The 12317-nt window shown below is 73.4% G+C and carries 7 protein-coding genes; 4 read left to right on the top strand and 3 right to left on the bottom strand.

Annotation, left to right across the window (positions count from 1 at the left end; translation table 11 throughout):
- Window positions 1–14: 14 nt before the first annotated feature.
- Complete coding sequence (gene mfd, locus CLT75_RS29195; RefSeq protein WP_135243354.1) at window positions 15–3668, bottom strand: transcription-repair coupling factor; 3654 nt, start codon at window positions 3666–3668, stop codon at window positions 15–17.
- 155 nt (window positions 3669–3823) lie between these two features.
- Here mfd and CLT75_RS29190 point away from each other — a divergent pair, with 155 nt between their 5' ends.
- The gene (locus tag CLT75_RS29190; protein ID WP_135243353.1) at window positions 3824–4726 is read left to right on the top strand and encodes a cyclase family protein; all 903 of its coding nucleotides are present in this window, start codon (window positions 3824–3826) and stop codon (window positions 4724–4726) included.
- Between the two features lie 317 nt (window positions 4727–5043).
- On the opposite strand, the gene CLT75_RS29185 is transcribed toward CLT75_RS29190, so the two are convergent.
- Window positions 5044–6084, bottom strand: a complete 1041-nt coding sequence (locus CLT75_RS29185) for a S66 family peptidase (RefSeq protein ID WP_135243352.1) — start codon at window positions 6082–6084, stop codon at window positions 5044–5046.
- An 84-nt stretch (window positions 6085–6168) separates the two neighbouring features.
- Here CLT75_RS29185 and CLT75_RS29180 point away from each other — a divergent pair, with 84 nt between their 5' ends.
- Both CLT75_RS29180 and ppc read left to right on the top strand, forming a co-directional pair.
- Entirely contained in the window at window positions 6169–7197 is a 1029-nt protein-coding gene (locus CLT75_RS29180) for a YhgE/Pip domain-containing protein (RefSeq protein WP_135243351.1), read from the top strand.
- A gap of 123 nt (window positions 7198–7320) precedes the next feature.
- A complete protein-coding gene (ppc, locus tag CLT75_RS29175) occupies window positions 7321–10107 on the top strand; it encodes a phosphoenolpyruvate carboxylase (RefSeq protein WP_135243350.1) in 2787 nt (928 codons plus the stop codon).
- A 49-nt stretch (window positions 10108–10156) separates the two neighbouring features.
- Here ppc and CLT75_RS29170 read toward each other — a convergent pair whose 3' ends face one another.
- The gene (locus CLT75_RS29170) at window positions 10157–10951 is read right to left on the bottom strand and encodes a hypothetical protein (protein WP_135243349.1); all 795 of its coding nucleotides are present in this window, start codon (window positions 10949–10951) and stop codon (window positions 10157–10159) included.
- A gap of 54 nt (window positions 10952–11005) precedes the next feature.
- On the opposite strand from CLT75_RS29170, the gene CLT75_RS29165 reads away from it, so the two are divergent.
- Window positions 11006–12184 (top strand): DNA recombination protein RmuC, encoded by a 1179-nt coding sequence (locus tag CLT75_RS29165; protein ID WP_135243348.1) that lies wholly within the window; start codon window positions 11006–11008, stop codon window positions 12182–12184.
- Window positions 12185–12317: the final 133 nt, after the last annotated feature.

Here is a 12317-nt window from a genome sequence, read left to right as displayed (position 1 = left end):
TGACTCCGCCCACCTCATCGCGCACCCGCCGCGGACCCGGCGACACCGGCGAACTCCTCGGGCTTGCCCAGCACGTCGGCCAGGAGTTGACCGCACCACTCCAGCAGCGCCTGGTCGCGCAGCGGCTCGCCGCCGATCCGCCGGGTGCTCGGCCGGGGCACGCTGACCTGGTCGAGCGCCTGCTTGTAGACCGAGTCCGGGTGGTAGCGCTTGAGCCGCATCTGCTTCGAGTCGGGCAGCGGCAGCGGGCCGAACCGGATGTGCTTGCCCTGCATCGACACGTCGGTCAGCCCGTAGCGGCGGGCCAGCAGCCGGAACCGCGCCACCGCGACCAGGTTCTGCACCGGCGCGGGCGGCTCGCCGTACCGGTCGGTCATCTCGGCGACCACCTCGCGCAGGCGTTCGGAGTCGCGGGCCTCGGCGAGCTTGCGGTACATCTCCAGGCGCAGCCGCTCCACGGCCACGTAGTCGTGCGGCAGGTGCGCGTCGATCGGCAGGTCGACCTTGACCTCCGTCTCCTCCTCGGTGCTCTCGCCCTTGAAGGCGGAGACGGCCTCGCCGACCATCCGGACGTACAGGTCGAAGCCGACGCCCTCGATGTGGCCGGACTGCTCGCCGCCGAGCAGGTTGCCGGCACCGCGGATCTCCAGGTCCTTCATCGCCACGTACATGCCGGCGCCGAGTTCGGTGTGCTGCGCGATGGTCGCCAGCCGCTCGTGCGCGTTCTCGGTGAGCGGCTTCTCCGGCGGGTAGAGGAAGTACGCGTACGCCCGCTCCCGGCCCCGGCCGACCCGGCCGCGGATCTGGTGCAGCTGGGCCAGACCGAGCAGGTCGGCCCGCTCCACGATGAGCGTGTTGGCGTTCGGGATGTCGATGCCGGACTCGACGATCGTGGTGCAGACCAGGACGTCGAACTCCTTCTCCCAGAAGCCGACCATCACCTTCTCCAGCGCCTCTTCGCCCATCTGGCCGTGCGCCACCGCGACCCGGGCCTCCGGCACCAGCTCCCGCAGCTTGCGGGCCGTCTTCTCGATCGACTCGACCCGGTTGTGCAGGTAGAAGACCTGACCGTCGCGCAGCAGCTCACGGTGGATGGAGGCGGCCACCTGCCGGTCGTCGTACGCCCCGACGAACGTGAGCACCGGGTGCCGCTCCTCCGGCGGGGTGGCGATGGTGGACATCTCCCGGATGCCGGTGATCGCCATCTCCAGCGTCCGCGGGATCGGGGTGGCCGACATGGCGAGCACGTCGACCGAGGCGCGCAGCGTCTTCAGGTGTTCCTTGTGCTCGACGCCGAACCGCTGCTCCTCGTCGATGATGACCAGCCCGAGAGACTTGAACCGGGTGGCCGCCTGGAGCAGCCGGTGGGTGCCGATGACGATGTCGACGGTGCCGGCGGCGACCATCTCCAGCGTCTGCTCGGACTCCTTCGGGGTCTGGAACCGGGACAGCTGCCGGATCGACACCGGGAACTGGCTCATCCGCTCGGCGAACGTGTTGTAGTGCTGCTGCACCAGCAGCGTGGTCGGCACCAGCACGGCCACCTGCTTGCCGTCCTGCACCGCCTTGAACGCCGCCCGTACCGCGATCTCGGTCTTGCCGTAGCCGACGTCGCCGCAGATCAGCCGGTCCATCGGGACGGTCTGTTCCATGTCCCGCTTGACCTCCTCGATGGCGGCCAGCTGGTCGGGCGTCTCCTGCCAGGGGAACGCGTCCTCCAGCTCCCGCTGCCACGGGGTGTCGGGGCCGAAGTTGTGCCCCTTCGACGCCTTGCGCGCGGCGTAGAGCTGGATGAGCTGCGCGGCGATCTCGCGGACCGCCTTGCGGGCCCGGGCCTTGGACTTCTGCCAGTCCGAGCCGCCCATCTTGTGCAGCGTGGGCTGCTCGCCGCCGACGTAGCGGGAGAGCTGGTCGAGCTGGTCGGTGGGCACGAAGAGGCGGTCGCCGGGCTGGCCGCGCTTGCTCGGCGCGTACTCGATGACCAGGTACTCGCGGCTGGCGCCGTTCACAGTGCGCTGCACCAGCTCGACGTACCGGCCGATGCCGTGCTGCTCGTGCACGACGTGGTCGCCGGCCTTCAGCTCCAGCGGGTCGATGGTGTTGCGCCGCCGGCTGGGCATCTTGCGCATGTCGCGGGTGGAGGTGCCCCGCCCGCCGGTGACGTCGTTGCCGGTGAGCAGCACGAACTTCGACGCCTCGTCGACGAACCCGGCGGTCAGGCAGCCGCACGACACGAGCAGCTCGCCCGGCGCGGGCGCGGCGGGCACCTCCTCGGTGAGCCGGGCGCCGAGACCGGCGTCGCGGAGCACCTCGACGGCCCGCTGGGCGGGACCGTGCCCCTCGAAGACGAGCGCGATCGACCAGCCCTCGCCGGCCCAGCGCTTCAGGTCCTCGACCACCCGGGCGGTCTCGCCGTGGTAGAGCGGCGCCGGCTGGGCGGCCAGGCTCACCGCGATGGCGTCGTCGGGGGTGACGTCGACAGCGGCCGGCTCGTCCTCCCAGGGCTGCCGGGCCGGTGCCGCGTCCGCCTCGACCAGGCCGAACGGCGCGAGCGTCCACCAGGGTTGGCGCAGGGCGCGGGCTGCCGTGCGTACCTCGGCCAGGGTCTTGAAGGCGGCGGCGCCGAGGTCGACAGGGGCCTGGCCGCCGACGGCGGCCGCGGCCCAGCTGGCCTGGAGGAACTCCTCCGAGGTACGGACCAGGTCGTGCGCGCGGGTGCGGATGCGCTCGGGGTCGCAGAGGAGTACGTGGGTGCCGGCCGGCATGCAGTCGACGAGCAGTTCCAGCGCGTCGGCGCCGATCAGCGCGGGGGCGAGCGACTCCATGCCCTCGACCGGGATGCCCTCGGCCAGCTTGTCCAGGATCTCGGCCAACTCGGGGTGCTCGGCGGCGAGCGCGGCGGCCCGCTCCCGCACCGCCGGGGTCAGCAGCAGTTCCCGGCACGGCGGCGCCCACAGCTGCGCGACGCCCTCGATGGTGCGCTGGTCGGCGACCGCGAAGGTGCGGATCTCCTCCACCTCGTCGCCCCAGAACTCGACCCGGGACGGGTGCTCGTCGGTGGGCGGGAAGACGTCCAGGATGCCGCCGCGGACCGCGAACTCGCCGCGCTTGGTGACCAGGTCGACCCGGGCGTACGCCATGTCGATGAGCCGGCGGGCCACCTCCTCCAGGTCGGCCTCGTCACCGGCGGCGAGCTGCACCGGCTCCAGGTCGCCGAGGCCCTTGAGCTGCGGCTGGAGCAGCGAGCGGACCGGCGCGACGACGACCCGCAGCGGCCCGGTGCGGCCGTGCGCGTCGGCGGCGTCCGGGTGGGCCAGCCGGCGCAGCACGGCCAGGCGCCGCCCGACCGTGTCGGAGCGGGGCGACAGGCGCTCGTGCGGCAGCGTCTCCCAGGACGGGAAGACCGCCACCTGCTCCGGCGGGAGGAGGCTGCCCAGCGCGGAGGCCAGGTCGTCGGCCTCCCGGGTGGTGGCGGTGACCGCGAGCACGGGGCGGCCCGCGCCGCCGGCCGGCTCGTCGGCGGCGACCGCTGCGACAGCGAACGGGCGCAGCGCGGCCGGGGCGGTGAGGTCGAGCCCGTCGACCTGCGCGGCACCGGAGCGCGCCAGGTCACGCGCCCGGGCCAGCCCCGGGTCGGCCAGGGCGGCGGAGAAGAGTCCGGTGAGCATCAGTGATCACTTCCAGCGGCTCGACACACGACGACGACCCCGCGTCCAGCCGGACGGGGGGTGCACCGTTCGAGCCTATCCCCCTCCACCGACGAACCGGGCCCGCCCGATGTTGGATCTTGACCGGCTGCGACCCGGCGTGGTGCGGTGGGCGGATGGTCGAGTATCGGACGGTCTTCGACGCCGAGGTGCTTTTCTCCAACGGTGGCGGTCTGCGCACCGACGGGTTCCGGCTGGACGTGCCGCACCCCGACGTCACCGACGACGAGGTGGCCACGCTGCTGGTCCGGCACCTGGGGCTGCTCATGGTCGGCGAGGTACGGATCACCAACCGGACCGTCGTCGAGGAGCCGCACAAGGGCGGGCGCGGGGTGACCGCCCCGGCCGGCAGCGGGCGGAAGCTCGTCGAACTGAGTCACGTGATCATCGACGGCCTGGTCACGCTGCCCGGCTGGCCCGCACCGGCGATCACCGAGTGGCTGACCCGGGAGGCGTCCCGGAGCCGGTACGCGCCGGGTGTCGAGTTCCAGGTCGGGCGGATCGACATGATCGCCAACACCGGCACGTACGTGGACACGCCGTCGCACCGCTTCGCCGACGGCCCGGACCTGACCGGGGTGCCGCTGGACCGCCTCGCCGACCTGCCCGGCCTGGTGGTACGCGTGCCGGCCGGTACGCGGGCGGTGGACAAGCTGATGCTCGCCCCGTACGACGTGGCCGGGTGCGCGGTGCTGCTGCACACCGGGTGGGACGCGCACTTCGGCACCGACGCGTACGCCGCTCCGGAGGCGCCCTACCTGACCGGTGACGGCGCGCAGTGGCTGGCCGAGTCGGGCGCGGCGCTGGTCGGCATCGACTCGATCAACATCGACGACATGACGGCCGCGGCAGCGGGTCAGCGCCCGGCGCACACCGGTCTGCTGGCCGCCGGGGTGCCGATCGTGGAGCACCTGACCGGCCTGGACGCGCTGCCGCCGACCGGCTTCCGGTTCACCGCCGCCCCGCCGCGCGTGGCCGGCATGGGCACGTTCCCGGTGCGCGCCTTCGCCGTCGTCTGATCCCACACCCCCTCCGCAAGATCGACTCCGGCGCGCCGAAGTGGCGGGGTCCGGCGCCCGCCGATGCCGCCACCTCGGCGAAGCGGGTCGGCCCGCCCGAGGTGGTGGGTGAACGCCACGGGTGCCACACCAGGCCGGAGACACCCATGACGTTCCACCCAGCCGGATGGAGCGACGGTCAGTAGCGGCGCGGCTGCCAGGAGGGAGGCTGCCGGGTCGAGGCGGTGGAGCAGGCGCTGGAGGCGCGACAAGTTGACCGAGCGCACCGAGCTCTGCGCCGAGTTCGACGTCTTCGGCGCAGGTGTGTTCGTGCGGCGTCAGTAGCGCACGGCGATCCGTCGCTGCACCGCGTCCACCCGGATCTCGCCGCCGTACGGGATGATCACCTGCGGGTCGGTGTGGCCCAGGTCGACGTCGAAGACCACCACCGGGTCGCCGGCGTAGGGCGCGAGTGCCGACAGGATCGCCCCCCGCTGGTCGGCGGCCCAGGCCAGCCGCTGCGCGACCGAGTGCGGCCGGTCGAAGTCCCACGCCTTGGGGCGGCCCACCACGATCGCCGGGACGGCGGCGAGCAGACCCCGCTCGCCCATGTTGCGCACGATCCGGAAGACCTCCTGCGCGGGCGGCATCTCCTGCGACGTCTCCAGCACCAGTACCGAGCCGGCCAGGTCGGCCGCGCGCGGAACGCGGTCGGCCGCCATCAGCCAGTGCAGGATCTCCAGGTTGCCGCCCCACGTCCGGCCCTGCACCACCTCGGCCGGGCCGTGCCAGCGCCAGCCCTCGGACGGGTACATCGGCGGCTCCTCGGCCAGCGTGGCCGGGTCGCGCCAGTCGCGCGGCTCGTCGCCCCACTCGGGCGCGGCGGTCAGCTCGTACCAGCCGGTGGTGAACAGCGCGGCGCGCAGCGAGTCCAGCGTGAGCGGGTGCGGCTTCCCGGAGCGCCCGAGGTGCACGAGCACCGAGCCGCCGTGGTAGCCGACGACGCCCAGCCGGTACAGGTGGTTGAGCACGTTGGTGTTGTCCGAGTAGCCGAAGTACGGCTTCGGGTTGGCCCGCAGCACCTCGTCGTCCAGATACGGAGTGACGGTGATCAGGTCGTCCCCGCCGACCGTCGCCAGCACGGCGGTGATCGTCGGGTCGGCGAACGCGGCGGTCAGGTCACGCGCCCGGTCGCGCGGGTCGGCGCCCATGACCCGGGTGGTCGGATACTCCACCGGTTCCAGCCCCAGCTCGTCGCGGAGCCGGCGCAGGCCCAGCTCGTACACGTGGGGGAAGAGACCCGGCAGGCCGGCGGAGGGTGACACGACCGCGACCCGGTCGCCGGGCTGCGGTTTGGCGGGATAGGCAGGCACCGTCATGGCCCGACGCTATCGGCCCGGACCAGAGGTTTTCGCCCGACGAAACCCCACGAGCCGGGCATATGCCCGCAATAGGCTGAGGTCGTGGACGACGAGCCGGAGCTGCGTACCCGGGACTGGCTGCCCCGCACGGCGGCGCTGATCCTCGGCACCCTCGCGCTGGCGAGCGCGTTCATCGCCGCCTACGTCGGCGCGCTGCACAAGCCGGACCCGCGCGACGTGCCGGTCGCCGTCGTCACGAGCGACCAGCAGGCCCAGGCCGTGATGTCCGCCGTCCGCGCCCGCACGGACACGATCAAACCCGTCCGGTACGACAGCCGCGGCGCCGCCCAGGACGGCCTCACCGACAGATCGGTGTACGCGGTGCTCAGCTCCGCCCCGGGCGGCGGCCTGACGCTCGCCACCGCCAGCGCGGGCGCGCCCGCCGCCACCGAACTCGTCACCGGCGTGTTCACCGAGGCGGCCCGGCAGGCCGGGGTGCCACTGGAGGTCACCGACGACGTGCCGGTCTCCGCCGACGACCCGCGCGGCCTGGTCCCGTTCTACCTGGCCGTCGGTGTGGTGCTCGGCGGCTACCTGGCGTCCACGGCGCTCGGCATCTCGCTCGGCACCAGCCCGCGCGACCTGCGCCGGGCCGGGCTGCGGATCGCCACGCTGGCGGTGCACGCGATCCTGCTCGGCGTCATCGGGGCGATCCTGGTCGGACCGGTGCTCGGCGTGTTCCCCGATCAGGTGGCGACGGTGGCGGTGGTCGGCGCGCTCGCCGCGTTCGCGGCCGGGATGGTCGCCGCCGCCGTGCAGGGCTGGCTCGGGCTGCTCGGCACCGGCATCGTGATCCTGCTGCTCGTCGTGCTCGGCAACCCCGGTTCCGGCGGCATCTACGCGCCCGAGTTCCTGCCGCCGTTCCTGCGCGGCATGCACCGCTGGAACGTGCCGGGCCTCGCCACCGACCTGTTCAAGTCGGCCATCTACTTCGACTGGCGCGGCGGCGGCTGGGCACTGACCGGGCTGCTGGTCTGGGTGGTCGCCGGGCTGGCCGGCCTGCTCACCGCGACCATGTTCCGGGCGCGCCGCCGACCGGAGGCGGGACGGCACGCCGTCGAGCGGGGCTGACCGGCGGGCCGTCCCAGAGTGCAGATCATCACGCCGTCCCCCTCCTGTCCGCCGGGGCCGCGCGGATACCATCCAGAGGAGTCGGACAGCGCTGTCCTTCGTCCTCGCGTAAGGAGCGCAACCGTGACCGACCAGCACGACCACGACGGCCCCGACGCCGCTCTCCGGGCCGACATCCGCCGCCTCGGCACGCTGCTCGGGCAGACCCTCGCCCGGCAGGAGGGCCGCCCGCTGCTCGACCTGGTCGAGGAGATCCGCGCCCAGGTCCGCTCCGACGTGCCGGCCGCCGCCCAGCGCCTCGCCGGGCTCGACGTCACCACCGGCACGAAGCTGGCCCGTGCCTTCTCCACCTACTTCCACCTGGCGAACATCACCGAGCAGGTGCACCGCGCCCGGGACCTGCGCCGCCGCCGCGCCACCCACGGCGGCTGGCTGGACCAGGCGGCAAAGATGATCGCCGAACGGGGCGTACCGGCCGAGGAGATCGCCGCCGCGGCCCGCCGGCTGGCCGTACGCCCGGTCTTCACCGCCCACCCCACCGAGGCGGCCCGCCGGTCCATCCTGTCCAAGCTGCGCGCGGTGGCCGACGAGCTGGACACCGAGACCGCGAACGCGATCCTGTACGGCGCCAGCGACGAGGGCCCGGCGAACCGCCGCCTGGCCGAACTGCTCGATCTCATGTGGCAGACCGACGAGCTGCGGCTGGACCGGCCGGATCCGACAGACGAGGCGCGCAACGCGATCTACTACCTGCGCGACCTGTACGCCGAGGCCGCGCCGCAGGTCCTCGACGACCTCGCCGACACGCTGCGCACGCTCGGCGTGGAGACGTCGCCGACGTCCCGCCCGCTGAGCTTCGGCACCTGGATCGGCGGCGACCGCGACGGCAACCCGTTCGTCACGCCGGTGGTCACCCGCGAGGTGCTGCGCATCCAGCACGAGCACGGCATCGCCGCCACCGAGAAGGCGATGGACGAGCTGATCACCGAGGTCAGCGTGTCCCGGCGGCTGCGCGCGGTGTCGCTCGACCTGTCCGCCAGCCTCGCCAAGGACCTGGACGCGCTGCCCGAGGTGGCGCCCCGGTTCCGCCGGGTCAACGCGGAGGAGCCGTACCGGCTCAAGGCGCGGTGCGTGAAGGCGAAGCTCGCCAACACCCGGGAGCGGCTGCGCGCCGACACCCCGCACGTGCCGGGACGCGACTACCGGGGCTCGTCCGAGCTGATCGCCGACCTGGAACTGCTGCGCGCGTCGCTGGCCCGCAACTCCGGCCAGCTCACCGCCGTCGGGCGGCTGGCCTCGGCCATCCGTACGGTATCCGCGTTCGGCCTGCACCTGGCCACCATGGACATCCGGGAGCACGCGGAGAAGCACCACGAGGTGCTGGCCCAGCTCTACGAGGCGGTCGGCGAGGTGTCCGACTACCCGGCGCTGTCCCGGCTGGAGCGCACCAAGCTGCTCGCCGACGAGCTGACCGGCCGCCGGCCGCTCTCCACCCAGGACAGCCCGCTCACCGAGTCGGCCCGCAAGACGTTCGACGTGTTCGCGGCGATCCGCGAGGCGCAGGACCGGTTCGGCCCCGAGGTGATCGAGTCGTACATCATCTCGATGACGCTCGGCGTGGACGACGTGCTCGCCGCCGTGGTGCTGGCCCGCGAGGCCGGCCTGGTGGACGTGCACTCCGGGCGGGCCCGCATCGGCATCGTGCCGCTGCTGGAGACCCCGGCCGAGCTGAACGCCGGCGGCGAGCTGCTGGACGAGCTGCTGTCGCTGCCCGCGTACCGGGCGCTCGTGGCGGCCCGCGGCGACGTGCAGGAGGTGATGCTCGGCTACTCCGACTCCAACAAGGAGGCGGGCATCACCACCAGCCAGTGGTCCATCCACCGGGCGCAGCGCGCGCTGCGGGACGTGGCCGCGCGGCATGGCGTACACCTGCGGTTGTTCCACGGCCGGGGCGGCACCGTCGGCCGTGGTGGCGGCCCCACGCACGACGCGATCCTGGCCCAGCCGTACGGCACGCTGGACGGCGCGATCAAGGTGACCGAGCAGGGCGAGGTCATCTCCGACAAGTACACGCTGCCGGCGCTGGCCCGGGAGAACCTGGAACTGACAGTGGCGGCGGTGCTCCAGGCGACACTGCTGCACACCGCGCCCCGGCAGCCGGCCGAGATGCTGGAGCGCTGGGACGCGGCGATGGACGTGGTGTCCTCCTCGGCATTCCGGTCGTACCGGTCGCTGGTCGAGGACCCGGACCTGCCCGCCTACTTCTGGGCCTCCACGCCGACCGAGCTGCTCGGCGCGCTGAACATCGGCTCCCGGCCGGCGAAGCGCCCGAACACCGGCGCCGGCCTGTCCGGCCTGCGGGCCATCCCGTGGGTGTTCGGCTGGACGCAGACCCGGCAGATCGTGCCGGGCTGGTTCGGCGTGGGCTCCGGTCTGGCCGCCGCGCGGGCGGCCGGGCTGGCCGACGTGCTCGCCGAGATGAACCGGAACTGGCACTTCTTCCGCACGTTCCTGTCGAACGTCGAGATGATGCTGACCAAGACCGACCTGACCATCGCCCGGCGGTACGTCGAGACGCTGGTGCCGAAGAAGCTGCACCCGATCTTCGACAAGATCGAGCAGGAGTACGAGCTGACCAAGCAGGAGGTGCTGGCGGTCACCGCGTCGCCGGCGCTGCTGGACAACTCGCCCGTGCTCCAGCGCACGCTCGCCGTGCGGGACACCTACCTGGAGCCACTGCACCACCTCCAGGTGGCGTTGCTGCGGCAGTACCGCGAATCCGGCGCCGCCGGGCGGGCGGTGGCGACCGCGCCGGGTGGACGGCGGGCCCCGAACGACGGTACGGCGCTGGAGCGGGCGCTGCTGACCACCGTCAACGGCATCGCCGCCGGCATGCGCAACACCGGCTGATCTCCCCGGGCGGGGCCCTCGTGTGAGCGGGGGCCCGCCGGGCGGCCGGCTAGAAGTCGCCGCCGCCGAAGTCACCACCGAAGTCCCCGCCGCCGAAGCCACCGAAGTCCCCGCCGCCGAAGTCGCCACCGGCGTAGTCACCACCGCCGCCCGTGTCGCCGCCGCCCATGTCGCCACCCTGGTCGCCGAAGTCCTGGCCGTCGCCGAAGCCCTCCTGGTAGCCGGCGTCGTACCCGGGGTCGGCGAACGCGGGTGAGAACAGCGCGTCCGCGATCAGGAGACCGCCGACCACGCCGACGCCGGCGCCGAGAGCGGTCTTCCACCAGGGCGTGGAGTACCAGCCGGCCGGCACCGGCCGCCCCTGGAACCGGCCACCCGGGTAGTAGTAGGGCGTCGCGTTCCCCGGCTGCGGGCCGGCCCGGAACGTCTGCCCCTGCACGTCGACCTGGCGCTCCTTGGTGAGCGCGCCGGCGCCCTGGGCGGCGGCGAGCGGCGGCAGCTCGGGGCCCGGGTCGATGCCCATCGCGGTCCGCGCCGCCCGGATGTACGCCAGCCCCTCCAGCGCGGTCTCCCGGGCCAGCCCGAACTGGCGCGGCGTGGTCGCCTGCTCCAGCTGCGAACCGGCCGCGTTGTAGCGCTCACCGGCGTCGGCGAGCGCCTGCCGGACCGCCGGGGCGTCGCCGTGCAGGTTCATCAGCTGGCCGCCGAGCCGCTCGTACCAGCGCTGCGCCTCGGCGCGGGCGTCGGCCAGCTCGTTCGACCGGCGCGATCTGCTGCCCCTCCGCCAGAACACGAACGCACCTCCGAGCAGCAGGATCAGGACCAGCCACAACGCGAACTCCATGACTCGAACGTACCCACCGGGCGCTCGTCGTACCCGTTTGGCAAGCTCTTGGCCATGAGCTTTGCGACGCTGGCCGTGGTGGTGCTCTGCCTCGCCGCGGGCGGCGCGGTGGGCTGGCTGGCCGCGCGGGCGCGCGCGGCGGCCGACATCGCCCGCCTGGAGGCGACGCTCGCCGCCACCCAGGCCGGCGAGGGCCGGCTGGAGCAGTCCATGCGGGCGCTCAGCTACGAGGCGACGGCGCAGTCCCAGGAGGCGGTGGCCCGCGCGGTCGCGCCGCTGCACGACACGCTGCGCCGCTACGAGCAGCGGGTGGCGGAGCTGGAGCGGGACCGGGTCGACGCGTACGCCGAGCTGCGCGAGCAGGTGCGGTCCATGAGCGCGGTCTCCGGCGAGCTGCGCACCGAGACCAAGCAGCTGGTGGCCGCGCTGCGCGCGCCGCAGGTGCGCGGCCGCTGGGGCGAGCACCAGCTCCGCCGGATCGTCGAGGCCGCCGGCATGCTCGAACACTGCGACTTCAGCGAGCAGGTCACCGCCGCGACCGACCACCAGGGGGTACGCCCCGACCTGGTGGTGCGGCTGCACGGCGGCCGGACGGTGGTGGTGGACGCGAAGGCGCCGTTCGACGCGTACCTGACCGCGATGGAGGCGCGCGACGAGCGGGGGCGCGACACCCACCTGGACGCGCACGCCCGGCACCTGCGCGCGCACGTGGACGGCCTGGCGGCCAAGTCCTACTGGTCGGCGTTCGACCAGACGCCCGACTTCGTGGTGCTGTTCGTGCCGGCGGACCCGTTCCTCGACGTGGCGCTGCAACGCGACCCGTCCCTGCTGGAGCACGCGTTCGCCCGCAACGTGGTGCTCGCCACGCCGGCCACGCTGGTGGCGCTGCTGCGCACCGTCGCCTACTCGTGGCGGCAGGAGGCGCTGGCGCGCAACGCCGCCACCGTCCATTCGCTGGCCCGCGAGCTGTACGGGCGGCTGTCCACTCTGGGCGACCACGTGGGCAAGCTCGGCAGTTCGCTGAGCGGGGCGGTGACGGCGTACAACAGGGCGGTGGGGTCGCTGGAGGCGCGGGTGCTCGTCAGCGCCCGCAAGCTGGCCGAGCTGGGCGTCTCCGACGACGAGCTGGCCGCGCCGGCGCAGGTCGAGCTGGCGCCGAGGCAGCCGCAGGCGCCCGAGCTGCTGGACGTGCCGTCCACTTCGGCCGAGAGGTCGACGGACGTCGACGCCTAACACGCCGCACGTGATGACGTAGACCGATTCGCGTCACGGACTGATCACAAACCCAGGCCGGGTAGTGACACCTGCCGTCGTGACACGCAGGATCACCGTCACACGTGCCCTGCCCCTCGAGGGCCCTGTTCTC

The sequence above is a fragment of the Micromonospora sp. CNZ285 genome (assembly GCF_004637285.1).
This window is presented reverse-complemented; position numbering and strand designations above follow the sequence as displayed.

What these genes read in the sequence shown, in the direction of transcription:
- CLT75_RS29185 (WP_135243352.1), bottom strand. Translation starts at nt 6,084, where the DNA reads ATGACGGTGCCTGCCTATCCCGCCAAACCGCAGCCCGGCGACCGGGTC.
- CLT75_RS29170 (WP_135243349.1), bottom strand. Translation starts at nt 10,951, where the DNA reads ATGGAGTTCGCGTTGTGGCTGGTCCTGATCCTGCTGCTCGGAGGTGCG.
- CLT75_RS29190 (WP_135243353.1), top strand. Translation starts at nt 3,824, where the DNA reads ATGGTCGAGTATCGGACGGTCTTCGACGCCGAGGTGCTTTTCTCCAAC.
- CLT75_RS29165 (WP_135243348.1), top strand. Translation starts at nt 11,006, where the DNA reads ATGAGCTTTGCGACGCTGGCCGTGGTGGTGCTCTGCCTCGCCGCGGGC.
- mfd (WP_135243354.1), bottom strand. Translation starts at nt 3,668, where the DNA reads ATGCTCACCGGACTCTTCTCCGCCGCCCTGGCCGACCCGGGGCTGGCC.